The 25,269-nt window shown below is 73.5% G+C and carries 25 protein-coding genes; 13 read left to right on the forward strand and 12 right to left on the reverse strand.

The features are described 5' to 3' along the window. Positions 1–9 precede the first annotated feature (9 nt). Positions 10–495 carry a Rieske (2Fe-2S) protein gene (locus ACF08F_RS31990; protein WP_392302017.1) on the reverse strand — a complete coding sequence of 162 codons (486 nt, stop codon included), beginning with the start codon at positions 493–495 and terminating at the stop codon, positions 10–12. 45 nt (positions 496–540) lie between these two features. Further along, entirely contained in the window at positions 541–876 is a 336-nt protein-coding gene (locus ACF08F_RS31995; RefSeq protein WP_392302018.1) for a DUF952 domain-containing protein, read from the reverse strand. Positions 877–1,081: 205 nt separating this feature from the next. Here ACF08F_RS31995 and aroH point away from each other — a divergent pair, with 205 nt between their 5' ends. From aroH to der, 5 genes are all read left to right on the forward strand, one after another. Then, on the forward strand, positions 1,082–1,444 hold the full coding sequence (gene aroH, locus ACF08F_RS32000) for a chorismate mutase (RefSeq protein WP_150271687.1): 363 nt from the start codon (positions 1,082–1,084) through the stop codon (positions 1,442–1,444). Next, positions 1,441–2,529, forward strand: a complete 1,089-nt coding sequence (locus tag ACF08F_RS32005) for a prephenate dehydrogenase (protein ID WP_392302019.1) — start codon at positions 1,441–1,443, stop codon at positions 2,527–2,529. The genes aroH and ACF08F_RS32005 overlap by 4 nt, the downstream gene beginning before the upstream one ends. A gap of 146 nt (positions 2,530–2,675) precedes the next feature. Next, on the forward strand, positions 2,676–3,380 hold the full coding sequence (gene cmk, locus ACF08F_RS32010) for a (d)CMP kinase (RefSeq protein WP_392302124.1): 705 nt from the start codon (positions 2,676–2,678) through the stop codon (positions 3,378–3,380). A 53-nt stretch (positions 3,381–3,433) separates the two neighbouring features. Next, the gene (locus ACF08F_RS32015; RefSeq protein WP_392302125.1) at positions 3,434–4,021 is read left to right on the forward strand and encodes a lysophospholipid acyltransferase family protein; all 588 of its coding nucleotides are present in this window, start codon (positions 3,434–3,436) and stop codon (positions 4,019–4,021) included. Between the two features lie 70 nt (positions 4,022–4,091). Further along, complete coding sequence (der, locus tag ACF08F_RS32020; RefSeq protein WP_392302020.1) at positions 4,092–5,540, forward strand: ribosome biogenesis GTPase Der; 1,449 nt, start codon at positions 4,092–4,094, stop codon at positions 5,538–5,540. 73 nt (positions 5,541–5,613) lie between these two features. On the opposite strand, the gene ACF08F_RS32025 is transcribed toward der, so the two are convergent. Together ACF08F_RS32025 and ACF08F_RS32030 are read right to left on the reverse strand one after the other, a co-directional pair. Then, a complete protein-coding gene (locus ACF08F_RS32025; RefSeq protein ID WP_392302021.1) occupies positions 5,614–5,916 on the reverse strand; it encodes a hypothetical protein in 303 nt (100 codons plus the stop codon). Between the two features lie 485 nt (positions 5,917–6,401). Further along, a complete protein-coding gene (locus tag ACF08F_RS32030; protein ID WP_392302022.1) occupies positions 6,402–7,184 on the reverse strand; it encodes a hypothetical protein in 783 nt (260 codons plus the stop codon). Between the two features lie 217 nt (positions 7,185–7,401). Here ACF08F_RS32030 and ACF08F_RS32035 point away from each other — a divergent pair, with 217 nt between their 5' ends. Continuing rightward, entirely contained in the window at positions 7,402–8,103 is a 702-nt protein-coding gene (locus ACF08F_RS32035) for a transglycosylase family protein (RefSeq protein WP_392302023.1), read from the forward strand. Between the two features lie 2 nt (positions 8,104–8,105). Here ACF08F_RS32035 and ACF08F_RS32040 read toward each other — a convergent pair whose 3' ends face one another. The 3 genes from ACF08F_RS32040 to ACF08F_RS32050 are packed head-to-tail and all read right to left on the reverse strand — an operon-like array spanning position 8,106 to position 11,763. Next, positions 8,106–8,765, reverse strand: coding sequence for an ATP-binding cassette domain-containing protein (locus ACF08F_RS32040; protein ID WP_392302024.1), 660 nt, complete (start codon positions 8,763–8,765; stop codon positions 8,106–8,108). Beyond that, positions 8,762–11,371: an ATP-binding cassette domain-containing protein gene (locus ACF08F_RS32045; RefSeq protein WP_392302025.1), complete on the reverse strand. Its 2,610-nt coding sequence runs from the start codon at positions 11,369–11,371 to the stop codon at positions 8,762–8,764. The genes ACF08F_RS32040 and ACF08F_RS32045 overlap by 4 nt, the downstream gene beginning before the upstream one ends. Further along, positions 11,359–11,763: a hypothetical protein gene (locus tag ACF08F_RS32050; RefSeq protein ID WP_392302026.1), complete on the reverse strand. Its 405-nt coding sequence runs from the start codon at positions 11,761–11,763 to the stop codon at positions 11,359–11,361. Before ACF08F_RS32050 ends, ACF08F_RS32045 begins: the two co-directional genes overlap by 13 nt. 100 nt (positions 11,764–11,863) lie before the next feature. Here ACF08F_RS32050 and ACF08F_RS32055 point away from each other — a divergent pair, with 100 nt between their 5' ends. From ACF08F_RS32055 to ACF08F_RS32070, 4 genes are all read left to right on the forward strand, one after another. Then, positions 11,864–12,391 carry a hypothetical protein gene (locus tag ACF08F_RS32055; protein ID WP_392302027.1) on the forward strand — a complete coding sequence of 176 codons (528 nt, stop codon included), beginning with the start codon at positions 11,864–11,866 and terminating at the stop codon, positions 12,389–12,391. Beyond that, positions 12,369–13,661 (forward strand): ABC transporter substrate-binding protein, encoded by a 1,293-nt coding sequence (locus tag ACF08F_RS32060; RefSeq protein ID WP_392302028.1) that lies wholly within the window; start codon positions 12,369–12,371, stop codon positions 13,659–13,661. Before ACF08F_RS32055 ends, ACF08F_RS32060 begins: the two co-directional genes overlap by 23 nt. A 95-nt stretch (positions 13,662–13,756) precedes the next feature. Then, positions 13,757–15,043: a glycosyltransferase gene (locus ACF08F_RS32065; RefSeq protein ID WP_392302029.1), complete on the forward strand. Its 1,287-nt coding sequence runs from the start codon at positions 13,757–13,759 to the stop codon at positions 15,041–15,043. Between the two features lie 162 nt (positions 15,044–15,205). Further along, the gene (locus ACF08F_RS32070; RefSeq protein WP_392302030.1) at positions 15,206–16,192 is read left to right on the forward strand and encodes a helix-turn-helix transcriptional regulator; all 987 of its coding nucleotides are present in this window, start codon (positions 15,206–15,208) and stop codon (positions 16,190–16,192) included. Here ACF08F_RS32070 and ctaD read toward each other — a convergent pair. Continuing rightward, entirely contained in the window at positions 16,131–17,843 is a 1,713-nt protein-coding gene (ctaD, locus tag ACF08F_RS32075) for a cytochrome c oxidase subunit I (protein ID WP_392302031.1), read from the reverse strand. The two genes, ACF08F_RS32070 and ctaD, sit on opposite strands and share 62 nt — an antisense overlap. A 342-nt stretch (positions 17,844–18,185) precedes the next feature. Between ctaD and ACF08F_RS32080 the strand changes: the two genes are divergently transcribed. Then, positions 18,186–18,401, forward strand: coding sequence for an I78 family peptidase inhibitor (locus tag ACF08F_RS32080; RefSeq protein WP_361975843.1), 216 nt, complete (start codon positions 18,186–18,188; stop codon positions 18,399–18,401). 95 nt (positions 18,402–18,496) lie between these two features. Here ACF08F_RS32080 and ACF08F_RS32085 read toward each other — a convergent pair whose 3' ends face one another. Further along, positions 18,497–19,312 (reverse strand): phosphatase PAP2 family protein, encoded by an 816-nt coding sequence (locus ACF08F_RS32085; protein WP_392302032.1) that lies wholly within the window; start codon positions 19,310–19,312, stop codon positions 18,497–18,499. Between the two features lie 473 nt (positions 19,313–19,785). On the opposite strand from ACF08F_RS32085, the gene ACF08F_RS32090 reads away from it, so the two are divergent. Beyond that, the gene (locus ACF08F_RS32090; RefSeq protein WP_392302033.1) at positions 19,786–21,579 is read left to right on the forward strand and encodes an MFS transporter; all 1,794 of its coding nucleotides are present in this window, start codon (positions 19,786–19,788) and stop codon (positions 21,577–21,579) included. Between the two features lie 42 nt (positions 21,580–21,621). Here the strand turns inward: ACF08F_RS32090 and ACF08F_RS32095 are convergent, their stop codons facing one another. Then, complete coding sequence (locus ACF08F_RS32095) at positions 21,622–22,056, reverse strand: cell division protein SepF (protein ID WP_392302034.1); 435 nt, start codon at positions 22,054–22,056, stop codon at positions 21,622–21,624. Between the two features lie 311 nt (positions 22,057–22,367). On the opposite strand from ACF08F_RS32095, the gene ACF08F_RS32100 reads away from it, so the two are divergent. Next, positions 22,368–23,639, forward strand: coding sequence for a DUF5685 family protein (locus tag ACF08F_RS32100; RefSeq protein WP_392302035.1), 1,272 nt, complete (start codon positions 22,368–22,370; stop codon positions 23,637–23,639). Positions 23,640–23,679: 40 nt separating this feature from the next. Here ACF08F_RS32100 and ACF08F_RS32105 read toward each other — a convergent pair whose 3' ends face one another. Both ACF08F_RS32105 and ACF08F_RS32110 read right to left on the reverse strand, forming a co-directional pair. Beyond that, positions 23,680–24,657 (reverse strand): ABC transporter substrate-binding protein, encoded by a 978-nt coding sequence (locus ACF08F_RS32105; protein ID WP_392302036.1) that lies wholly within the window; start codon positions 24,655–24,657, stop codon positions 23,680–23,682. Further along, positions 24,654–25,133: a GNAT family N-acetyltransferase gene (locus ACF08F_RS32110; RefSeq protein WP_392302037.1), complete on the reverse strand. Its 480-nt coding sequence runs from the start codon at positions 25,131–25,133 to the stop codon at positions 24,654–24,656. Before ACF08F_RS32110 ends, ACF08F_RS32105 begins: the two co-directional genes overlap by 4 nt. Between the last annotated feature and the right edge of the window lie 136 nt (positions 25,134–25,269).

Genomic DNA, 25,269 nt, shown 5'->3' on the forward strand with positions numbered 1-25,269 from the left:
GCGGTGAGATTACGCGAGGGTGATCGAATCCCCCGAGACAATAATCTGCTCGGCCGGGAGGGGGCGGGTGGCCGGGCCGTGCGCCACCGAACCGTCGGCGATGCGGTACTTGGAGCCGTGGCAGGGGCAGTCGATGGTGCCGTCCGCGACCTTGTTCACCAGACAGCCCTGGTGGGTGCAGACCGCGGAGAAGGCCTTGAACTCCCCGGCGGTGGGCTGCGTGACGACCACCTTCTCCTCGGTGAAGACCGTGCCGCCGCCGACCGGGATCCCGGAGGTCCTGGCCAGCGGGGCGGCGCCGGTCGCTGTGGCCGAGGTCGCGGGCGCCTCGGGGGTGGCGGACGTCGCGGGGGCGCTCGGCGCGGCCGAGGTCTCGGAAGTGGCCGGGGCGGTGGTCTCCGTACCGCCGTCGCCCCCGCCGTCCGAGCCGCAGCCCGTCGTCACGGCCGCGGCGGCGATCAGGACGGTACGGCGGTTCGTGGCGCGTGAAGTCATGGGCCCAGCTTGGCGGCGCCCCGCGCCCGGGGTCCCGCAACACGCCTACGGGCGGGGCGCCAGCTCCCTCGCACGGCCGTCCGCGTCCCGCCGGACCTCCAGGACCTCCGTCACCGCGGCCCGCTCGATCGCTCCGTACACATGCGGGTAGAGCCGGCCCCCGGAGTCCTCCCAGCGGACCTCGCCGGCCAGCCGGGACTCGTCGATCACCAGGACGAGGAGCGGGCCCGTCACGGACCGGTAGGGGCCGTCGGCGATCGCCAGGGCCGCGGCCTCGTCGGCCGAGCAGTGGACGAAGCCCTCGGCGGCGAGCGACGCCGGGGCGTAGGGGGCGGCGGGGTCGGCGGACCAGTCGGCCAGCGGTACGACGTGCAGCAGCATGCCGACCGTTCTACCGCCCAGCGCGCCCCCTGTGTACACCGAGTGGCGGAACGCACCGGTATGGGTGGGATCGAGCGTGTTCCGTACCGGACGAAAGGCAGAACCCGGCGTCCGTCCTCCGTCTCGGAAGGCGGGCGCCGCGGCGCGTCCGCCCCGCCGCTGACTAGGCTGAACGGAGCACTTGACGCAGGCGAAGGAGCACGACGTGGCGGTACGAGCGGTCCGAGGAGCCGTCCAGCTGGAGCGGGACGAGGCCGGACACATGCGCGAGCAGGTCGAGGAGCTGCTCACCGCCGTCCTCGCGCGCAACGAACTCACCGCCGACGACCTCATCAGCATCTGGTTCACGGCCACCCCCGATCTGCACAGCGACTTCCCCGCCGCCGCTGCCCGGGATCTGGGAATCGTCGACGTCCCCCTCATCTGCGCCCAGGAACTCGACATAGAGGGCGCCATGCCGAGGGTCGTCCGGCTCCTCGCCCACGTCGAGACCGAACTGCCCAAGTCCCGGATCGCGCACGTCTACCTCGGTGCCGCGGCCGCCCTGCGCAAGGACATCGCCCAGTGAGAACAGCGCTCGTCATCGGCACCGGACTGATCGGCACCTCCGCCGCCATCGCCCTCGCGGGCCGCGGCGTCACGGTCCACCTCCGCGACCACGACCCGGCGCGCGCCCGGACGGCCGCCGCGCTCGGCGCGGGCACCGACGAGGCGCCCGAGGGCCGCGTGGACCTCGCGATCGTCGCCGTACCCCCGGCGCACGTCGCCACGACCCTCGCCGAGGCGATGTCGGCCGGCCTCGCCCGCGCCTACCTCGACGTGGCGAGCGTCAAGGGCGGGCCGAAGCGGGAGCTGGAGGCCCTCGGCCTCGACCTCACCGCGTACATCGGTTCGCACCCGATGTCCGGCAAGGAGCGCTCGGGCCCGCTCGCGGCGACCGCGGACCTCTTCGAGGGGCGGCCCTGGGTCCTCACGCCCACCCGCGACACCGACACCGAGGTCCTCAACCTCGCCCTGGAGCTCGTCGCCCTCTGCCGGGCCGTGCCCGTCGTCATGGACGCCGACGCCCACGACCGGGCCGTCGCCCTCGTCTCCCACACCCCGCAGCTGGTGTCGTCGATGGTCGCCGCGCGCCTGGAGGAGGCCGACGAGTCGGCCGTACGACTCTGCGGACAGGGCATCCGGGACGTCACCCGGATCGCCGCCTCCGACCCTCGCATGTGGATCGAGATCCTCTCCGCGAACCCCGGCCCCGTCGCCGACGTCCTCTCGGGCGTCGCCGCCGACCTCGACGAGACGGTCCGCGCCCTGCGCTCCCTCCAGTCCGCCGACGAGGACAAGCGCCGGGACGGGGCGTCGGGCGTCGAGGACGTCCTGCGGCGCGGGAACGCCGGGCGGGCCCGCGTCCCCGGCAAGCACGGTGCCGCCCCCACGGCCTACGAGACCGTCGCGGTCCTCATCAGCGACCAGCCGGGCGAGCTGGCCCGGATCTTCGCGGACGCGGGGCGGGCGGGGGTCAACATCGAGGACGTCCGCATCGAGCACGCGACCGGGCAGCAGGCGGGTCTGGTCCAGCTGATGGTCGACCCGGCGGCGGCGCCGGTGCTGGGCGCGGCCCTCCAGGACCGGGGATGGGCCCTCCGCACGAGCTGAGACCGCGGCGGCCGGGTGCCGAGGCGGTGTCGTGCCGATCAGGCCGGGCTCGCGGCCTGATCGACAAGACCCCCAGGCGGTGGTGGGGCCGAACGGGTGCCGGGGACTCGGTAACCTTGTGGAGGTGCCCGCATCTCGGCGAGGCCCTGTCACTCCCCCAGGAAGGTGTTCCCACCGTGGATTCCGTGATCGTCGCCATCGACGGACCGTCCGGCACGGGCAAGTCGAGCACGTCGAAGGCGGTCGCCGCCAAGCTGGGGCTGAGCTACCTCGACACCGGCGCCCAGTACCGGGCGATCACCTGGTGGATGATCAGCAACGGCGTCGACGTGACCGACGCCGAGGCTGTCGCCAACGCCGCCTCGAAGCCGGTCATCGTCTCCGGCACGGACCCGGGCCGCCCCACCATCACGGTGGACGGTGCCGACGCCGCCGGTCCCATCCGCACCGAGGAGGTCACCTCCAAGGTCAGCGCCGTCAGCGCCGTCCCCGAGGTGCGGAGCCTGATCACGGAGCTCCAGCGGTCCATCGCCCGCAGCGCCGAGCACGGCATCGTCGTCGAGGGCCGGGACATCGGCACCACCGTCCTGCCGGACGCCGACCTGAAGATCTTCCTCACCGCCTCGCCCGAGGCCCGTGCCGCCCGCCGCTCCGGCGAGCTCAAGGGCGCCGACGTGCACGCGACGAAGGAAGCCCTGATCAAGCGGGACGCGGCCGACTCCAGCCGCAAGACCTCCCCGCTCGCGAAGGCCGGCGACGCCGTCGAGGTCGACACCACCGACCTCACCCTGGACCAGGTCATCGAGTGCGTCGTCACCCTCGTGGACGAGAAGCGGACGGCCGCCAAGTGACCGTGCCCTCCCAGAGGGGCGCCGCCGTCGGGAGACGCATCGGCATCGGCCTGATGTACGGCTTCTGGAAGCCGCGTGTCCTCGGCGCCTGGCGGGTGCCGGCCTCCGGCCCCGTCATCCTCGCCGTCAACCACGCGCACAACATCGACGGTCCCATGCTCATGGGCACCGCACCGCGCCCGGTGCACTTCCTCATCAAGAAGGAAGCGTTCGTCGGGCCCCTCGGGTCCTTCCTGGAGGGCATCGGGCAGGTCAAGGTCGACCGCGACAGCACCGACCGGAACGCGATAGGCAACGCCCTGGGCGTCCTGGACCAGGGCGGCGTCCTCGGGATCTTCCCCGAGGGCACCCGCGGCGAGGGCGACTTCGCCTCGCTGCGCGCAGGCCTCGCGTACTTCGCCGTCCGCAGCGGCGCCCCGATCGTCCCGGTCGCCGTCCTGGGAAGCACCGAGCGCCGCGGACGGTTGGTCAAGGCACTGCCTCCGCTGCGCGGCCGCGTCGACGTCGTCTTCGGCGACGCCTTCGACGCGGGCGACGGCTCGGGCCGCCGCACCCGCAAGGCCCTCGACGAGGCCACCGTACGGATCCAGGGGCAGCTCACCACGCACCTGGAAAACGCCAGGCGCCTCACCGGGCGCTGAGCGAGACTTTCAGTAGTGGGCCCCGCGGCCCGGGGACCCACCGACCACGAATGATCAAGGAACGGACTTCATGAACGACCAGCACGACCACGGGGCGCTTGGCGACGCCGAGTACACGGAGTTCATGGAGCTCGCCGCGGAAGAGGGCTTCGACGCGGAGGACGTCGAGGGCGCGATCGAGGAGGCCGGGCACGGCCCGCTCCCCGTCCTCGCCGTCGTCGGCCGTCCGAACGTCGGCAAGTCGACCCTGGTGAACCGCATCATCGGCCGCCGCGAGGCCGTCGTCGAGGACAAGCCGGGCGTCACCCGTGACCGCGTCACCTACGAGGCCGAGTGGGCCGGGCGCCGCTTCAAGGTCGTCGACACCGGCGGCTGGGAGCAGGACGTCCTCGGCATCGACGCCTCCGTCGCCGCCCAGGCCGAGTTCGCCATCGAGGCCGCCGACGCCTGTCTCTTCGTCGTGGACGCCACCGTCGGCGCCACCGACACCGACGAGGCCGTCGTCAAGCTGCTCCGCCGCGCCGGCAAGCCGGTCGTCCTCGCCGCCAACAAGGTCGACGGGCAGTCCGGCGAGGCCGACGCCGCCACGCTCTGGTCCCTGGGCCTCGGCGAGCCGTTCCCCGTCTCCTCGCTGCACGGCCGCGGCACCGGCGACCTCCTCGACGAGGTCCTGAGGAAGCTGCCCGAGGCCCCCGAGCAGCGCTTCGGCAACGCCGTCGGCGGCCCGCGCCGCATCGCCCTCATCGGCCGTCCGAACGTCGGCAAGTCCTCGCTGCTCAACAAGGTGGCGAACGAGGACCGCGTCGTCGTCAACGAGCTGGCCGGCACCACCCGCGACCCGGTCGACGAGCTCATCGAGCTCGGCGGCGTGACGTGGAAGTTCGTCGACACCGCCGGCATCCGCAAGAAGGTCCACCTCCAGTCGGGCGCGGACTACTACGCCTCCCTGCGGACCGCGGCCGCCATCGAGAAGGCGGAGGTGGCCGTCATCCTCATCGACACCACCGACAAGATCTCGGTCCAGGACCAGCGCATCATCACGATGGCGGTCGAGTCGGGCCGCGCCATCGTCATCGCCTACAACAAGTGGGACGAGCTCGACGAGGAGCGCCGCTACTACCTCGAGCGCGAGATCGAGACCGAGATGCAGCAGGTCGTCTGGGCGCCCCGGGTCAACGTCTCCGCCAAGACCGGCCGCCACATGGACAAGCTGGTCCCGGCCATCGAGACCGCCCTCGCCGGCTGGGAGACCCGTGTCCCCACCGGCCGGCTGAACGCCTTCCTCGGTGAGATCGTCGCGGCCCACCCGCACCCGATCCGCGGCGGCAAGCAGCCCCGCATCCTCTTCGGCACGCAGGCGGGCACCAAGCCCCCGCGCTTCGTGCTCTTCGCCTCGGGCTTCCTGGAGGCCGGCTACCGGCGCTTCATCGAGCGCCGTCTGCGCGAGGAGTTCGGCTTCGAGGGCACCCCGATCCACATCTCTGTGCGCGTCCGCGAGAAGCGCAGCCGCAAGAAGTAGTGCGCGGCAAGCAGTGACGGGTACGGCCGAGGGCCGGGGCGATCGCCCCGGCCCTCGGCCGTACCCGGATGTCTCAGATGCCCCTGCGGGGCCCCGGCGGGAGGGCCGCCGGGGTGTGGTGCTGCTGCGCCGGCCAGACCGGCGGGTAGGCGGAGGCGTACCGGTGACCGCTGCCGTGTCCCTGCACGGCTGCGTATCCCTGGGAGTTCCCGTACAGACCCGTGCTCGTGGGCGTGCCGAAGGCGCGGAAGGCCACGTCCTCCTCGCCGCTGCGGTCACCCGGCAGCGTACGGAACGACCGGCGGTACTCCGAGAGCAGGGCGTCGTAGATCGGCGTGGCCGACTGGCCCGCCGCGACGTCCTGCGCCGGGCGCATGGAGGGGATCTGGCTCGGATACGGCTGGAGGAAAGGGTCGTATGGGTGCACGTACGTGCCAACGACCCCGCCGCCGGTCGGATGCGGGCGGCTCTCCGAAAGAGACGCACGCCGGGGCCGCGGCACGGTCGGAACCTCCGGCACCGCCGCTCCTCCCGTGCTCCTCGCTCCGGCCGCGCCCGGGGCGGCGCCCGTCGACGGACCGACGGGCGCCGCCGGTCCACCGGCACCGGTGAACCCGGCGGCGCCGACGGACCGGCCGGCACCGGTGAAACCGCCGGCACCGGCGGACCGGCCGGTGCGCACCGGTGCACCGGCACCCACCGGTCCGGCTGCTCCCGTCGAACCGCCGGTCGCCGTCAGTCCGCCGGTTCCCGTCAGTCCTGTCAGCCGGCCCGGCTCTCCCGGCCCTCCCGGCGGCGGTGGGGGTCCCACCGGTCCGCCCGGGGCCCTCGGGGGCCTTATGCCGGGCCGGCCGTCGTCCATCAGGTCCCGGCCAGCGGCATCGCCGCCGCCACCAGGCGCCCGTTCGCCGCGGCCTTCTCCAGGGCGTCGCGCAGCAGGTCCTCGCGCGGCTGCTGGCCGATGGAGCCCACCGGGGCGGCGAAGACCAGGACCGTGTGCGACTTGTTGGCCGCCGCGCGCCAGCCCTCGGTGACCTGGAGCGGCTGGTGCGCCTGCCACCAGGCGGCCTGTCCGGCGCCGTTCGGCCCCGGCTGGAGGACGGAGTGCAGCTGGCCCATGGCGACCAGGACCGACCAGCCCGGCAGCTGCGCGGGCTTCTCGTCGAGATCGGTGACGGGCCGGAAGCCCTGCTCCGCGAGGAGCGGCAGGAACTCGTCGACGAGACCGTCCGTGCCCGGGCGGGCGACGGGCGCGGTCGGCTCCACGACCAGTGCCGGGTGCAGCTCGCCCTCGATCAGGACGAGACCGCTGGTGACGCCGAGCACGGCCTGCTCGGGATGGGCGGCGGACAGCGCGTCGGCGGCGTCCGACGCGGTGATCGAGGCGACGGCTCCCTGGAGCTGCGCCTCGGCGACCTTGACGACCTGGGACGGGATGCAGCTGGCGTGGGCGAACGCGAGGACCGCGGTCTCCTCACCGACGAACAGCACCGTGCTGGTGCGCTCCTGCTCGGAGTCCCCCGGCGTGCGGCAGGAGGTGCAGTCGTAGCTGCCCGGGGCGTTGTCGCCGGCAAGCAGCCGGTCGGCTTCTTCGTCGCCGATCTCGGCGCGTACGTCCTCGCTGACGTCGAGCATGCGCGGCACGGGGGGCTCCCTGGACTCGGTACGGGGGGACGCCGGGCCGATCCCGGGCGTCTCATGCCGAGTTCAACGGGTCAGGATCGGCCGGGGTCACGCGTGGAAGCGAGGCAACTTGCCGGTGGCTCGTGCGGCGGGGCCCGTGACTCCGACCGGGTGGGGTGTGAACAGCGTTCCGCGCGGCACGGGCCGGGGGCGCCGGGCGCCTGCCTAGCCTGCGGCGATGTCGAAGATCCGATTTTGGACGGCCGGTCCCGCGGTGGCCGCGGCGGCGGCACTGATCGCCCTGACGCCCGTCGCCGCGCACGCCCGGGACGCGTCCGAGGGGCCGCGGGGCACCGCCGCCGCGCCGGCGGGGACGGCCGAGGGGACGGGGCCCGCTCCGGAGGACGTACCGGGTGCGGTGGGCGGCGAGGTGGCCGACCTGGTGGACGAGCTGGTCTCCGACGCCGTCTCGTCCACCGCCGACGCCGTGCGCGCGACGGGCGCGGTGCCCGGCTACGCCTGCGCCGTCGACCAGTGGCCGTGGGGCTGCGTCGCCGAGTGCGAGAGCAGCGGCCGCTGGCACATCAACACCGGCAACGGCTTCTACGGCGGGCTCCAGTTCTGGCAGCCGACCTGGGTCGAGCACGGCGGCACGAGGTTCGCCCCGCGCGCCGACCTGGCCACCCGCCCGCAGCAGATCACGATCGCGGAGGAGGTGCTCCGTACCCAGGGCTGGGGTGCGTGGCCCGTCTGCTCCAAGCGGTACGGACTGAGCGGCCGCGTCCACACCGTCCAGCCGGGCGACACCCTCGGCTCGATCACCCGGCGCTTCGCCGTCAAGGGGGGCTGGCAGGCGCTGTACGCGGCGAACCGGAGCCTCATCGGGCCCGACCCGAACCGGATCGTCGTCGGCACCATGCTCCGGATCGCACCGCTCTGAGGTCAGCGCGGTGCGCCCCGGGCGTACTCGTGCGGCTCCCCGCTCGACGCGCGGGAGCCGCGGCGCAGCTCGTGCACGAGCGAGCCGCGCGGCAGCCCCTCCGGGACGCGCTGCTCGGCGAGGACCACGGCCGCCCCGTGTTCCTCGGCGAGCGCCGCCAGCAGCCCGTACGTCCGGGCCGCGACCGGCGGGGCCATCCCGAGCGACGGCTCGTCGACCAGCACCACGCGCGACGGCCGCAGCAGGGCACGGGACAGGGCCAGCATCCGGCGCTCCCCGCCGGAAAGGGTCCCGGCGGCCCGGGACAGCAGGGGTACGAGCTCGGGGTACGGGGCGGGGGCCCCGGCAGGACCGGAGAGCGCGAGGTTCTCGGCGACGGTGAGCCCCTCGTACACCGCCCGCAGGTCCGGTACGAAGCAGAGCCCGCGGCGCGCCCGCGCGTGCGGCGGCAGCCGGGTCACGTCGGCCCCGCGCCACAGGACCCGGCCGGCGGTGAGCCCCACCGTGCCGGCGAGGGCCCGCAGGGCCGTGGTGCGGCCCGCGCCGTTGCGCCCCAGGAGCACGGTGACGGTGCCGGCGGGCACGGGCAGGTCGAGGCCGTGCAGGGCCTCCAGGGGGCCGTAGCGGACCCGGGCCGCGCGCAGTTCGATCTCGACGCTCATGACAGGATCCGGCCGCCCTCCATGGTGTGCACGGTGTGGGCGATCCCGGCGACGAGGTCCGGGTCGTGCTCGACGACCAGGACCGTCAGGCCGTCGGCGGCGAGTGCGGCGAGGATCCGGGCGAGCGCGGCGGTCTCGTCGGCGTCGAGGCCTGCGGCGGGTTCGTCGAGGAGGAGCGTGTGCGGCCGCCCCGCGAGCGCCCGGGCCAGCTCGACCCGGCGCAGCGTCCCGGTCGGCAGGCCGGCGGCGGCGCGGTGCCGTGCGGGGCCGGCGAGGCCGACGAGCCGCAGGCTCCGCTCGACCGCGGCGGGGTCGCCGCGGACCCGGCCGCGTTCCGCGCCGATGCGGACGTTCTCCTCGACGGACAGCGAGGGGAACACGGCGAGCCGCTGGAAGGTCCGGGCGATCCCGAGACGCGTCCGGGCGTGCGCCGGGACGGCGGTGATGTCGGTGCCGCCGAGCGTGATCCGGCCTCGGCGGGGGTGGAGCGTCCCCGCCAGGCAGTCGAAGAGGGTGCTCTTGCCCGCCCCGTTCGGGCCGACGAGGGCGGTGACGCGGGCGGGGGCGAGGGCGAGGGTGACGTGGGAGAGGGCGGTGATGCCGCCGGGGTAGGTGAGGGTGAGGTCGTCCGCGCGGAGCTCCGGGGCGGGGGGAGCGGCCGGCGGTGCGGGTGCGCGTGCGGGTGAGGGGGTGCGTGCGTGGCCCGGTGCGGGCCGGTGGGGATGCGTCCGGCCTTCGGTCGGACCCGTGCGGGTCGCCGCGACGGGTGCGGGTCTTCTCGTGGGGGGTTCGGTGCCGGCGGTGGCCGGCGGGCCCTCGGGGTGTCTCCGGGCCTTGACCGGGGTCGCCTTGGGGAGCAGCAGGGTGGTCAGCGGGGGGAGGCGGCCCGACTGGGTCGCCAGAAGGCCTGTCAGGGCTGCTGCCATGCCCGCTTGGGGGCCCGCGTCCAGGGTGATCAGGAGGGTCGCCCCCACCAGGGGCGTGAGGAGGCTGTCGGCGCCCAGGACCAGGACCGCCGCGAACCAGAGCAGGCCGCGTACCGGGTCGTACGCCTCCGGGTCGAAGGCGCGCAGGCCCATGCCCAGGAGGCCGCCGCCGAGGGCCGCCAGGGCCGCGCCCAGGACGAACGCGAGGAGCTTGAGGGCGGGGACCGGGACGCCCGCCGCCTCCGCGCCCGGTTCGTGGTCCCGCAGGGCGGCCAGTGCGCGGCCCGTGCGGCCCCGGCGCAGCGCCGCCACGAGGGCCAGGCAGCCGGCCAGCAGGACCAGCTCCAGGGCGTAGAAGGCGCGGTCGTCGGCGAAGCCCGCCGGGCGGCCCAGGGACAGGCCCGCCGTCGCGTACGGCTGGGTGAGGACGAAGCGGCTCACCGCCACACCGGTCGCCAGCGTGGCCAGGGCGAGCGCCAGACCGTGGCGGCGGATCGCGGGCCAGGCCGTCACCAGGCCCACCAGGGCGACCATCGGCACCGCGAGGGCCAGCGCCACGAGGGCCGGGACGCCCGCCGTCGCCAGCAGGGCCGTCAGCAGCGCGCCCAGGCCCGCGTACGCCGCCTGGCCCAGGGCGATCTGGCCGCCCCGGCCCGCCACCACGACGAGGGACAGCAGGATCAGCGCCAGCGCCGGGACCTGCACCGCCGTGTGCAGGTCGGAGCCCGCGAAGCCGAGGGGGAGGAGGAAGAGGACGCCGATGACCGGCCAGAGCGGGGCGGGGACGGGACGGGTGCGGGGCGGTGGGGGCAGGGCGTCCCGGCCCTTGCCGCCCACGCCCGGCAGGACCAGCGCCGCCACCAGGAGCGCCACCACGAACAGGTTCGCCCCGAGCGCCTGCACCAGCGGACCCGCCCACCCCTCCGGGTGCAGCCGCGTCATCTGCGCCTGCGCCACTCCGATCGCGACCGCCGCCACGATCGCGACCGTCAGCGACCGCATCCGGGCGATCACCGCGACCGCGATCACCTCGATGACGAGCAGGGGCATCCCGTACGGGTCGAGACGTACGTACGGGGCGAGGAGCACGCCCGTCAGCCCCGCGGTGAACGAGCCGAACGCCCAGCCCGCCGCCGCCACCCGGTCCGCGTGCACCCCCGACAGGACGGCGAGCGGACGGTTGTCGACCACCGCCCTCAGCTCCCGGCCGAACCGGGTCCAGCGGGTCACCGCCGTCACCAGGCAGGCCAGCGCCACCACCGCCGCCAGCTGCGCCCACGGGTCGTCGCCGAGCAGCACCGGCGCGTCGTCCCGCGCCCCGCCGCCCCACAGCAGCGCCGCCCCGCCCACGAGCAGCACGAAGACGCCGATGGAGGCCACCAGGGTCTGCGCCGGGTTCGAGCCGAGGAGGGCGAGCGGGCGGAAGACGCCCCGGTCCAGGACGAGGCCGATGCCGGGGGCCACCACCAGGAGCGTGACCAGGGCGCCCAGGGGCAGCGGCCAGTCCCACACGACGACGAGCTGCCGGAGGACGTACGCGCAGATCATGGCGACGGCGCCGTGCGCCAGGTTCAGCACCCCCGTCGCCCGGTAGGTGACGATCAGCCCGATCCCGGTGAGCGCGGCGGCGCTGCCGACCGCGAGGCCGGCGAGCGTCAGCTCGTACGTCAGGGACGCCATGGCTCACACACCGGGCAGGGGTCCAGGTCCGCGTCGCCCGCCTCCGTCGCCTCCGCCCTGCCCGCCACCAGCGGGCAGTCCGGGCGGTGGGCCAGGGTGCCGCCGGGGACGCGCAGCGGCGGGCCGTCCGAGGACGGCGGCCCGGTCTCCGCGGTGTCGGCCGGGTCCGGGTCCGGCTCCGCCGGGGCCGCGGGGAGCAGGAGCGACGCCGCGACCAGGACCGCGCCCGCCACGATCAGCGCCGCACCCGGCACCGTGCACGAGGCCAGATAGGGGAGCTGCCGCTCGGCGAAGCGCTCGCCGGAGATCGCGTACCAGCCGAGCGCGCACAGCACCGCGCCCACGGCGGCCGCCGTGACACCGCCCCACAGCAGGATCCGGGATCTCCGCACAGGCCTCCTTCGTCTCTCCCTTTCCTTGCACTATGCCCCGGTTCGCCCCACCCTGGAAGCAGCAGGCCGTACGGCCTGGAGACACCCGGTGGTGAGCCTGATGGTTCTGGAACGACTCGGCGGACGTCCCCGGCTCGTCGCCCTCGCGGCCGCCGCCCTCCTGGCCCTCGCCCCCGCCGTCGCGGGCTGCTCCGACGACTCCTCGTCCGGCAACGAGGTGTCGGAGTCCGTGCCGCCCGGGACGACGGCCGAGCCGCCGGGGGAGGACGAACCCGCGGACCCGGCCGCCGCCGAGGAAGAGGTCACCGAGAACTGGACGGCCTTCTTCGACCCGAAGGTCCCGACGTCCGAGAAGGTGGAGCTCCTGGAGAACGGCGAGGTGATGCGGCCGGTCCTCGCCGCCTTCGCCGGCGACCGGAACGCCGCCATGACCTCGGCGAAGGTCACGGACGTCGAGTTCACCTCGGCCACCGACGCCGAGGTCACCTACGACCTGCTCGTCGGCGGGAACGCCGCCCTGCCCGACTCCCAGGGCACCTCGATCCTCCAGGACGGCACCTGGAAGGTCTCCGTGAAGACCCTCTGCGGCCTGGTCGAGCTGAGCGGTGTCACCGTTCCGGGCTGCTGAGGCGGTCGCGGCGCTGCTCCTGGCCGTGCTGCTCGCGCTCCTCGCGGGCTGCGGCAGCCGGCTCCCGGAGCGGGCCTTCGAGACGCGGCCCACCGCCAACCCCTCCGGCGGTGAGCCGCTCCGCGTCGGGATCATCACCAGCGCCACGAGCCCGGTCGGCGGGCAGGCCCTCACCGGCCCGCGCGACGGAGCCCGCGCCTACTTCGACGCGCTCAACGCCCGCGGCGGCCTCGACGGACGCCGGATCGAGGTCGAGACCTGCGACGACGGCGGCAGCGGCGTCGGCAACAACGCGTGCGTGCACCGGCTGCTCGACGAGCGCCGGGTCTTCGCGCTCGTCGCCACCACCGCCCTGAACTACGCGGGCGCGCCGCTCGTCGCCAAGGCCGGCGTCCCCGACATCGGCGGCCAGCCCCTCACCCCCGCCTACGACACGTATCCGCACCTCTACGGGATCTACGGCAGCTCCGCCCCGCGCACCGGAGGGAAGCCCGGCTGGGACGGCACCCTGTACGGCGGGACCGAGGTCTACCACTGGTTCGAGCGGCAGCGGGGGGCGCGGACCGCCGCCGTCGTCTCGTACAACCAGGCCGCTTCCGCCTCGTACGCCCGGCTGGTCTCCGACGGGCTGCGCGCCGAGGGCTACCGGGTCGTCGACGAGCAGGTCGACTTCGCCCTGCCCAACTTCCGCGCGGTCGCCGCCGATCTGCGGGACCAGGACGTCGACCTCCTCTTCGACGCGATGGACACCCACGGGAACGTCCGGCTGTGCGAGGCGATGGAGGCGCTCGGGGTACGCGTCGACGCCAAGGTCACCAACGTCCAGAACTGGTCCTCGTCCGTCGCCCGGGACTACGCCCGCGCGCCCGGCTGCCGGAACGCCCTGTGGGTGACCGGAGCCAGCCGCAACCACCAGGACACCGGCCACCCCGCGGTCCGCGAGTTCCGTGCGGCCATGGGGGAACGGCCGCTCTCCCAGTGGCAGCTGGAGGGCTGGGCGGCGGCCATGTGGTTCACCGACGCGGCCCGGTCCTGCCTGTCCGGGGCCGGGCTCACCCGGGGCTGCGTCGAGGACTACCTGAACCGGCCGGAGCCGTACACCGCGCGCGGACTGCTGCTGCCCGTCGGCTTCGAGCACCTCGCGAAGCCGCCCGAGACCCGGTACACCTGTCTGTCCGTGGCCCGTTGGGAGGACGGACGGGGCTGGGTGACGCAGGGCGACATGACGGACAACTGCGCGACCGTACCCATGGTGGGCTATCGCCCGTGAAGCGGAGGGTACGTCCCGGCGATGCGGAGGCACGTCCCGGCAGTACAGTCGGCCCGACCGACCCGACATCACTGACCGGGGGGACCGGCAGCGCGATGCGTATCTCCTTTCTGCTCCACAACGGTTACCACTACGGCGGCACGATCCGGACGACGTTCACGCTCGCCGAGCAACTGGCCACCCGTCACGAGGTGGAGATCGTCTCGGTGTTCCGCCACCGCGACCGGCCGATCCTGGACCTCCCCGCGAACGTGACGCTCCGTCATCTCGTGGATCTGCGCGAGGACGGTCCGGACGGCGACCGGGGCCACCCCGACCTCCGCAGGCCCGCCGCGGTCTTCCCGCGCGGCGACGGTCGCTGGAAGCAGTACAGCGCGCTCACCGACGCCCGGATCGGGGAGTACCTGCGGGGTGTCGAGGCCGACGTCCTGGTCGCCACCCGCCCCGGGCTCAACGTGCACCTGGCCCGGCAGGCCCGGCGGGGACCGGTCCTCGTCGGCCAGGAGCACCTGGTCCTGGCCGGCCACAGCCGGCGGCTCCGGCGGGACATCCGGCACGAGTACCGGCTCCTGGACGCCGTCACGACGGTCACCGAGGCCGACGCCCGCGCCTACCGGGGACTGGGGCTTCCCGGCGTACGGATCGAGGCCGTGCCCAACAGCGTGCCCGCGCCCGCCCTGCCGCCCGCCGACCCCACGGCGAGGATCGTCGTGGCGGCGGGCCGGCTGACCCGGGTCAAGCGGTACGACGTGCTCATCGACGCCTTCGCCGAGGTCGCCGCGGACCACCCGGACTGGAGCCTGCGGATCTACGGGACGGGCGACGCGGTCGAGGACCTCGGAGGGGCGCTGGCCCGGCAGATCGCCGAGCGGGGCCTCGGCGGGCAGGTCCTCCTCATGGGCGCCGCCCATCCGATGGAACCGGAGTGGGCCAAGGGCTCGATCGCCGCGGTGACCTCGCGGCGGGAGTCCTTCGGCATGGCGATCGTGGAGGCGATGCGCTGCGGGCTGCCGGTGGTGTCGACCGACTGCCCGAACGGGCCGCGCGAGATCATCGAGGACGGGGTCGACGGGCGGCTCGTGCCGGTCGACGACGTGGCCGCGGTCGCGGGAGCCCTGCGCGGTCTGGTCGAGGACGACGAACTGCGCGCGAAGACCGCGCGGGCGGCGCTGGCCTCCTCCGAACGCTTCGACCCCGTCCGGATCGCGGCCCGGCACGAGGCGCTCTGGACGGAGCTCGTCGACCGGGGCGCGAGCCGGCGCACCCACCCGGCGGGGCGCGCGAAACGGCACCACCAGGTCGGCCGGGCCGTCGACGCGCTCTACCTCCTGAGGTCCAGGGCCGCCCGACCGGTGCGCGACCTGCTCCGCCGCCTCCGCTGAGGAGGCGGTCCGCCCGTGCTGCTCCCGGTCCGCCCGTGCTGCTCCCGGTCCGCCCGTGCTGCTCCCGGTCCGCCCGTCCTGCTCTTCGGCAGGCCGGGATTCGGGCCCTCGCGGTCGCATCGAGGACCGTGGCTGTCCGCGAGGGCTGACAGACTCGGGGGCATGTTGGAGACCTCCGCACGGCTGCTGCGTCTGCTCTCGCTGCTCCAGGCCCACCGGGAGTGGTCCGGTGCCGATCTCGCCGAACGGCTCGGGGTGACCTCGCGCACGGTACGGCGCGACGTCGACCGGCTGCGCGAACTCGGCTACCCGGTGCACGCCAGCCCCGGCACCGGCGGCGGCTACCAGCTCGGGGCCGGGGCCGAGCTGCCGCCGCTGCTCCTCGACGACGAGGAGGCCGTGGCGGTCGCGGTCGGCCTGCGCACCGCGGCGGGCCAGGGCGTCGAGGGCATCGGCGAGACCTCCGTACGGGCCCTCGCCAAGCTGGAGCAGGTCCTGCCCGCCCGGCTGCGGCGGCGGGTCGGCGCGCTCACCGACTTCACCGTGCCGATGCTCCGTACCCCTCGGGAACGGGTGGACCCGGAGGTGCTCACCGAGCTGGCCAACGCCTGCCGGGACAGCGAGCGGCTCCGCTTCGAGTACCGCGACCACGGCGGCACCGCCACCCGCAGGACCGTGGAACCGCACCGGCTGGTCTGCACCGAGCGGCGCTGGTACCTCGTCGCCTGGGACCTGGACCGCGACGGGTGGCGGACCTTCCGGGCCGACCGGATCGAGCCCAGGCCGCCGCACGGCCCGCGCTTCCCGCCCCGCGAGCCGCCCGCCGAGGACCTCGCCGCGTACGTGTCGAAGGGGGTGTCCGGCGCGGCGTACGCGACGGAGGTCACCGTCCGGCTCTTCGTCCCGCTCGCCGAGGCCGCCGGAACCGTCGGGCCGATGGACGGGGTCCTGGAGCCCGAGAGCGAAGGGACCTGCCTGCTGCGCGCGGGGGCGCACAGCCTCCAGGTCGCGGTGGTGCACGTGGTGCTCCTCGGGCTCGACTTCGAGGTGGTCGAGCCGCCGGAGCTGACGGAGCGGGTCCGCGAGCTCAGGGACCGTCTGTCCCGCGCTCTGGACCGGACGGCGGCGGCGTCGCCGGAGGGCTCGTGATCCGCATCCGCTCGTAGTCCGCGAACTCCGGGTGGTGCAGGTCGAAGGCCGGCGACTCGGAGCGGATCCGCGGCACGGCGTCGAAGTTGTGCCGGGGCGGCGGGCACGAGGTCGCCCACTCCAGCGAGCGCCCGAAGCCCCACGGGTCGTCCACCTCGACCTTCGCGCCGTACCGGTGGGTCCACCACACGTTGTAGAGGAACGGCAGCGTGGACACGCCCAGCAGGAAGGCGCCGATCGTCGACACCGTGTTGAGCGCCGTGAAGCCGTCCGCGTCCAGGTAGTCGGCGTACCGCCGGGGCATGCCCTCCGCACCGAGCCAGTGCTGCACCAGGAAGGTGAGGTGGAAGCCGACGAACAGCGTCCAGAAGTGCATCCTGCCGAGCCGCTCGTCGAGCATCCGGCCGGTGAACTTGGGCCACCAGAAGTAGAAGCCGGCGAAGGTCGCGAAGACGACCGTGCCGAAGACCGTGTAGTGGAAGTGGGCCACCACGAAGTACGAGTCGGTGACGGGGAAGTCCATCGGGGGCGAGGCGAGGATGACCCCGGTGAGCCCGCCGAAGAGGAACGACACGAGGAAGCCGACCGACCAGAGCATCGGCGTCTCGAAGGAGAGCGAGCCCCGCAGCATGGTCCCGGTCCAGTTGAAGAACTTCACCCCGGTCGGCACCGCGATCAGGAAGGACAGCAGCGAGAAGAACGGCAGCAGCACCGCGCCCGTCGCGAACATGTGGTGCGCCCAGACCACCGCCGACAGGCCGGTGATCGCCATGGTGGCCGCGACGAGCGTCGTGTAGCCGAAGATCGGCTTGCGGGAGAAGACCGGGATGATCTCGCTGACGATCCCGAAGAACGGCAGCGCGATGATGTAGACCTCGGGGTGCCCGAAGAACCAGAAGAGGTGCTGCCAGAGCAGCGCCCCTCCGTTCTCCGGAAGGAAGACCACGGAGCCGAGCCGCCGGTCCGCCTCCAGGACGAGCAGCGCCGCCGCGAGGACGGGGAAGGCGATGAGCACCAGGACCGCCGTGAAGAGCACGTTCCAGGTGAAGATCGGCATCCGGAACATGGTCATGCCGGGGGCCCGCATCCCGATGATGGTGGCGAGGAAGTTCACCGAGGTGAGGATCGTGCCGAAGCCCGAGAGCGCGAGCCCCATGATCCACAGGTCGACGCCGACGCCCGGTGACCGCTCCAGGCTGTTGAGCGGGGCGTAGGCGGTCCAGCCGAAGGCGGCGGGGCCGCTCGGGGTGAGCAGCGAACCGATCACCATCAGGCCGCCGAAGAGGAACAGCCAGTACGAGAACATGTTCAGCCGCGGGAAGGCGACGTCGGGGGAGCCGATCTGGAGCGGCACCAGCTCGTTGGCGAAGCCGGCGAAGGTGGGCGTGGCGAAGAGCAGCAGCATGATCGTGCCGTGCAGCGTGAAGGCCTGGTTGAACGTCATGTTCGACACGAGCTGGAGCCCCGGGCGGGCCAGCTCGGCCCGCATCAGCATGGCCATGAGCCCGGCCAGCAGGAAGAAGAGGAACGAGGTCACCAGGTACAGGTGGCCGATCTTCTTGTGGTCGGTCGTGGTGACCCAGTCGATCATGACGCGGCCGTGCCGGTGGCGGGCCGATTCGACGGCCGCGGTCGCTGTCTCGGTGCCCATCGCTGCATGATGCGGGCGCCGGGGCGGCGGGGGAGTCAGGCGGCGGGGCGGCTGCTCCGTTCGGCGGACACCCGCCGGGCGGAGCCGTCGTAAGCGTTGTGTAAGGGAAACGTGTGGGCGGCGCGTGCGAGGCCCGGGCAATTCGTCGTGTCATCCCGGCGGGAACGGGGAATTCCCCGGTAATCGCCGGGGCTGTGATCCCTTCGTGCGAAGCGCCGGAGGTTCTTCGGAATTGCTGGAGAATCGACCCGGAACTGTCCCGACGGGTGATGGTCGGCGTGTCAAACATATGTCGAGAACTTGTGACACAAGCGTGACCGCGAAGAGGCTAACGTGAGGCCCATGTCACCCACATCGCGCACTCCCGAACCGCCCCGCGACGCTCCCGAGTCCTATGTGGGACTGGACGCGGACGGTGCCGAGCAGCTCGCCAGGGCACGGGGCTGGAAGGTCGTCAGGTCCCTGCCGCCCGGCTCGATCATCACCATGGAATACCTCTCCGGGCGCATCAACTTCGAGGTCGAGGACGGCGCCGTCACCCGCTGCTGGGTGGGCTGAGCGGCGGGGGGAGGAGGCCGAAGGACACGGGCGAGGACACGGGAAGGGCCCCGGCCGAGATCGGTCGGGGCCCTTCCCGTGTCTGTCGGGTGCGGTCAGCCGCGGGTCGCCGGAGCACGGCCGCGGGCCACTCCCACGGTCTCGCGGACCGGCTCCTCGGACCCGGTCGGACGCGGCGGGAAGAAGGCAGGGCGCGGGCCTCCGGAGGCCACGGGCAGGGAGGGCACCAGCCGCCGGCGGTCGCGCAGCCGCTCCAGCAGCCGGTCACGCATCGCGAGGATCCAGGACTCCGCCACCGCGAGGAGCGGCTCGCACCACGGCAGGGCGAGCAGGACCAGGAGCCCGGCGGCCCAGCCGAGCACCACGTCGCTCAGCCAGTGCGTGCCCAGGTAGACGGTGGTGAGGCCGACGCCCAGCGCGACCACCGAGGAGATCGCGGACAGATAGCGCCTGGCCCGTGGCGTGGTCGCCAGATAGGCGAGGATGCCCCAGGTCACGACCGCGTTGGCGGTGTGCCCCGAGGGGAATATGTCGCCGCCCGCGAAGAGCTCGGCCGAGCCGATCTGTGTCGCGTAGTGGGGGCCGAGACGGCCGAGCCCGAGCTTGACCGCGCCGACCGAGACGTTGAGCAGCAGCAGGGCGGCGCCGAGACACAGCAGTGGCCGCAGGGTGTGCTGGCGCCAGGAGCGCCAGCCCAGCCATGCGGCCACCATGACGGCCGTGGGGCCGCGCTGACCGAGGACGACGTAGTAGTCGAGGAAGGCGTGCAGCTCGGGCCACTGCTGGTAGGGCCGGAACAGCATGATCTTCCAGTCGAGGGTCACCAGCCAGGTCGACAGCAGGACCGCCACGACAATGGCCAGATAGAACGCCGACGTCCCGCCGAAGAGCGCGAGACGCGTGCGGGTCATCCGAGGGACCTCTATCTTCGGCGGTTCCGGCTCCCGGTCCAGCCGGGCAAAGATGTCGGTACGCACCCAATCGACGTTACAGGGAGTGAGAAGCTGACCCGGTCGTTCCGGTGCCTTCGTGATGACCATGTGATGTGGAGTAGGTCTCAGTCGTCGCTCCATTCGCGACGTCCGTCGGTAAATCCGATGACCTTCAGCCCTATTGGCCGCACGGCCCTTTGCGGAAGGGTGTTTGGGTGCAGGGGAATTGCCTCAAACAGATATACGTACGGAATTCCATGCGACGCGCGGCCCCCGTCAAGTGGCGTACGCCACACCGGGTGCCCCGCCGGGGTGAGAGCTGCGCCACGCGCTCGGGGCTTGAACTCGCGTACGCTGACGGCTCACTCGCCCGTCGATGTCGGGCCGCCCCAGGGGGCAAACGCCCTGGTCGGCGCCTGCCGAGCGCGAGAGCTTCACTGGGAGGTACGTACATGTCGCGGACGATCACGGCCCGAGCGCGAGAGCGTGCCGCCGACGGCGGAACCAACCGCTGGGTCGTCCTGTTCGTCCTCTGCGTCAGCCTTCTCCTGGTCGCCCTCGACGCCACCATCCTCCACGTCGCCGTCCCCTCGCTCACCGAGGACCTGCGCCCCAGCTCCACCGCGCTGCTCTGGATCGTCGACGCCTACCCCCTGATCTGCGCCTCGCTGCTGATCCTCTTCGGCACCCTCGGCGACCGGATCGGCAGACGGCGGGTCCTCCTCCTCGGTTACGCCCTGTTCGGCGTCGCCTCGGCGGTCGCCGCCCTCGCCACCGAGCCATGGGTCCTCATCGCCGCCCGCGCGCTGCTCGGCGTCGGCGGCGCGATGATCATGCCCGCGACGCTCTCGATCCTCCGGACGGTCTTCCCCGACCGGAGGGAGCGCGCCACCGCGATCGGCATCTGGACCGCCACCGCGGCGATCGGCGCCGCCACCGGACCGGTGCTCGGCGGCTTCCTCGTCGAGAACTACTGGTGGGGCTCCGTCTTCCTCATCAACATCCCGCTGATGGCGCTGATCCTTCCCCTCGGCCGCCGGCTGCTCCCCGAGTCCCGCGGCGCCGCCGACGGACCCTGGGACGTCCTCGGCGCCCTCATGGCCGCCGCCGGAGTCCTCGGCTGCGTCCTCGGGGTCAAGCGCGCCGGAGCCGGCGAGCCGCTGCTCGCCCTCCCGACCGCGGGGCCGCTGCTCCTCGGCGCCGGACTCCTCGTCCTCTTCGTCCGTCGGCAGAAGCGGCGCCCGCACCCGCTGATCGACATGGGGCTCTTCTCCCGCGCCGCCTTCACCACCTCGGTCGGCTGCATCGTCATCGGCATGCTGGCCCTGGTCGGCCTGGAGCTCATCGCCGTCCAGTACCTCCAGCTCGTCCTCGGACTGAGCCCCCTGGAGACCGGGCTGCGGCTCCTGCCGCTCACCTTCGCCGCCATGGCGGCCGGTGCCACCGGCTCGTACACCCTGCGCAGGATCGGCCCGCGCCGGATGGTCGGCTGGGGCTTCGTGCTCACCGCCGGCGCGGTGCTGCTGCTCACGTTCATGGGGCAGGACGACCGGCCGCTGCTGCTCACGGTGGGCTTCGTGCTGCTCGGCTTCGGCCTGCAGACCACGCTCTTCTCGGCGTACGAGTCGATGCTCAGCGAGGCGCCGCAGCGCAGCGCGGGCGGCGCGGCCGCGATCGGCGAGACCTCGTACCAGCTCGGCGCGGGCATGGGCATCGCGCTGCTCGGCAGCGTGATGAACGCGGCGTACGCCCCCGGGCTCGCCTCGGTCCCCGGGGTGCCGGCGGAGGCCAGCAGCGCGGCGTCGAACTCCCTCGGCGAGGCCTACAAGGTCGCCGAGCAGCTCGGCGGCACGGCGGGCGACGCCCTGCACCAGGCCGCCCGGCACGCCTTCGTGGACGGTCTGCACATCACGCTCTGCGTGAGCGCCGTGCTGCTGCTCGTCGGCGCCGTGATGGCCCGGCGGCTGCCCCGGGTCATGGAGTGCCCGGTGGACGAGGACGAGTCGTGCGAGGCCTACGAGGGGTGCGAGCCCGCCGGGGTGCGTGAGCCCGTCGCGGCCCGTGAGTCGGCCGGGGTCCGTGAGCCGGTCGCGGCCTGTGAGGCCGCCGGGGTCCGTGAGCCGGTCGCGGCGTGTGAGTCGGCCGGGGTCCGTGAGCCGGTCGCGGCCTGTGAGGCCGCCGAGCCGCGGGTGCCCGCGACCCGGGAAGCGATCGAGCCCGCCGGCTCCGGACGTCCGGCGCACTGACCCGATCCCTCGGGGGGTGTCCGGTCGGGCCGGCGGGCCCGCTCAGCTCTGGTTGAAGAAACCGTCCTGCGGACGCCGACGGGTCTCTCCGCCGACGATCTGGGTGTCGGCGGGGGTGAGCAGGAAGACCCGCGTCGCCACGCGCTCGATCGAGCCGCGCAGGCCGAAGGCGAGACCGGCGGCGAAGTCGACCACGCGCTTGGCGTCGTTCGGCTCCATCGCGGTCAGGTTCACGATCACCGGAACACCGTCCCGGAAGAGCTCTCCGATGCCCCGGGCGTCCCGGAAGCCGTCGGGGGAGACGGTGGCGATGCGGCGGCCCTGCTCCTGGGCGCTGTCCGAGGCCACCCGGACCCGCGGGTCCGTCACCCAGGCGTCGCCGTTCTCGGCACCCTCGGCGTACTCGTCGTCGTAGTAACGCTCGTCGTTGTCCTCGACGAGTCCCAGCCAGGCACTCGCCTTGCGCACCGATCCCATGGACGCCTCCTTTCAGCGCGGTCACTTGTGGTTCCGCAATCCCTATCGTCGTCCATGATGCGGATCGCGCGCCAAGCGGATACACGCCGCGCAGGGGATTCGTGACGGTACTGGTGCAGAACGTGAGCACCGTTTCCTGGCGATACGTCAGGAATCTTGCGGTATGCGGGGTCTGACGGAGGGGCGTGCAACTTAAAATATGAAAGTCGGGCCAGAAGGGTGACGGTGGGCGCGTACGGGTGAACGGCCCGGCTCGCTACGATGCCGCGAAGCCGCTCGACGGCACTTCGCACGGCTCACGGGGGAAGCTCATGTTCGGCATCGTCAGACCCTGCACGCACCGCCTCACCGACGGACTCAAGACCGAGTGGATGGCCCACCTCTGCGGCCTCTGCCTGGCACTTCGCGCCGACCACGGGCAGTTCGCGCGGGTCGTCACCAACTACGACGGGCTCATCGTCTCGGTTCTGACGGAGGCTCAGACCGGGGTCACGGCGGCCGGCCGCCGCACGGCCGGGCCCTGCGCGCTGCGCGCCATGCGGACCGCTCCCGTGGCCCAGGGCGAGGGAGCGCGCCTCGCGGCCGCCGTCTCGCTCGTCCTCGCCTCCGCGAAGGTGCGGGACCACGTCGCCGACCGGGACGGCCTGTTGGCGCGCAGACCGGTCGCCGCCGCGGCCCGCCGGGTCGCCCGCTCCTGGGACAGGGCCGGGGCCAGGACCGGCCGCGCCCTCGGCTTCGACACCGCCGTCCTCGTCGACGCCGTCGACCGGCAGACCGGGATCGAGACCCTCGCGGGGCTCGGCACCCCGCTGCTCACCGTCACCGAGCCGACCGAGACCGCGACCGCGGCCGCCTTCGCGCACACCGCCGTCCTGGCGGGACGCCCGGAGAACGCCGCCCCGCTCGCCGAGGCCGGCCGGCTCTTCGGCCGCCTCGCCCACCTCCTCGACGCGGTCGAGGACCAGCCGGCCGACGCGGAGGCCGGCGCCTGGAACCCGCTCACCGTGACCGGTACCTCGCGGGAGGAGGCCCGCAGGCTCGCCGACGACGCCCTGCACGGGATCCGGCTCGCGCTGCGGGACGCCGCGTTCGCCGACGACAAGCTCGTCCACGTCCTCCTCGCCCATGAGCTCCGGAACTCGGTCGACCGCGCCTTCGGCACGACGAGCTGCTCGCACGGGGCGGGGCAGGGTGCCCCGCACGCGCACGGCCCGGTCCCGGGGAACCCGTATGCCACCCCCGGCAACCCGTACGCTCCGGGACCCGGCGGCCCGGGGGGACCCGGTGGGCCCTACGCCCCCGGTCCCGGCGGCCCCGGAGGTCCCGGCGGGCCGTTCCCGCCCGAACCGCCCAACCGGCGCGGGCTCATAGCCGGATGCGCCCTCTGGGTGGGCCTGGCCTGCACCTGCCAGATGTGCTGCGGCACCTTCGAGGACCCGTGGAGCCGCCAGCGGCGCGAGGGGCTCTGCCAGCAGTGCGACCCCGGCAGCTGCTGCGACTGCTGTGACTGCTGCAGCAACTGCTCCTCCTGCTGCGAGGGCGACGGCTGCTGCGGGGGCTGCGACTGCGGCTGCAACTGCTGACGCCCGGCAGCCGAAGCCGCCGCCCGGCGCGCGGACGTCCCTACTTCGTCGGCACCGGGATCTCCGGCGGGGTGATCTGCGACCGCTCGATGCCCGACTCCGTCACCCCCCACTTCTTCAGGATCCGGTCGTACGTCCCGTCGGCCTTCAGGCCGTTCACCGCCGCCTGGAAGGCGGGGGCGAGCGGGGTGCCCTTCTTGAAGGCGAAGCCGACGTCCAGCCGCCGGTACTCGTTGAGGAACTTCACGTTCTTCTGCTGTGTCACCGCGTACCGCACGCCGTTGATCGTGCTCATCACGACATCGCTGCGGCCCTGCTGGAGCGACATCCAGACCGCCCCGGTCTCGTTGAAGACGTTCACCTCGTACGCCGGCTTCCCGGCCTCCGCGCACCGGCCCTTGTTCTTCTCCAGGGTCTGCTCGAAGGTGGTGCCGGCGCCCGTCGCGACCTTCAGCCCGCACAGCTGCGTGAGGTCCGTGACCGCCTTCAGCGGGCTGTCGGCCCGGGCGGCGAAGCCCTGGCCGTCGTTGACGTACGTCACGAAGTCGATCGTCCTGCGCCGCTCCTCGGTCACCCCGAAGTTCCCGGTGCCGACGTCGTACTTGCCGCTGCCCAGCGCCGGCAGGATCGCCTCGAAGCCGACGACCTCGCGCTTCGGCTCCAGCCCGAGGGCCTTCGCCACGGCGGCCGTGAAGTCGGCGTCCACCCCGGTCACGGTCTTGCCGTCGGGCAGATAGGCCGAGCTGGGCGGGGTCCCGACCGAGGCGGCGACCGTGAAGGAGCCCCGCTGCCGCACCTCGACGGGGAGCAGCTTCGCCGCGGCCTCGTTCTTCTTCACCGCCGACACCACGTCCTCGGTGGGGAGCGTCCCCTTCGCCGCGCCCGGCGCTCCGGAGGCCCCGGCCGGCGCGGTCGCGGGCTCGCCCCCCGAGCAGGCGGTCAGAGCGAGCGCGGCGGCGGTGATCAGCGCGAAGCCGAGGGTCGTGCGGGCGGTTCCGGAACTCGTACGCGTACTCATGGTTTCGGGTTCTCCAGGAACTTCTCGAACGGCAGGGGGCCGAGTGACTCGAGATCGGCGGACACGTCGAAGAGCGGCCGGTAGCCGGTCGCCAGGTAGAGGCCCCTGGCCTCCGGCTGGCGCGCACCGGTCGTCAGGTAGATGCGGGTGTAGCCACGGGCGGCGGCCTCGCGTTCGAGCACGGTGAGGACGCGGCGGGCGAGCCCGCGCCTGCGGTGCGCCGAATGGGTCCAGATCCTCTTCAGCTCGGCGGTGTGCTCGTCGTAGCGGCGGTACGCGCCTCCGGCGACGGGCCGGCCCTGCTCCAGGAGGAGCAGGAAGGTGCCGTGCGGAGGGGCGAAGTCCTCCGCCGGATAGCGGGTCAGGTCCTCGGCGGTGCCGTAGCGGGTCGTGTACTCGTGCGCCAGATCGTCGAGGAGCGGGCGGGCCAGCGGGTCGGTGGTCGTGGTCCGGCGTACGGACAACGTGAAGGTCATGAAGGTCCTTCAGGGCGAAGGAGGGCAAAAGGGCAGGGTGAGGGGAGGGGAGAGCGCAAGCGGCCGCGAGGGGCCGTGTGTGAAGGCGCCGCGGAAGACAACACGCGGGCAGGGCAGAGCGGGGGGTCAGCTCAAC

It is taken from the genome of Streptomyces sp. NPDC015130 (assembly GCF_043080005.1).
GTDB lineage: Bacteria > Actinomycetota > Actinomycetes > Streptomycetales > Streptomycetaceae > Streptomyces.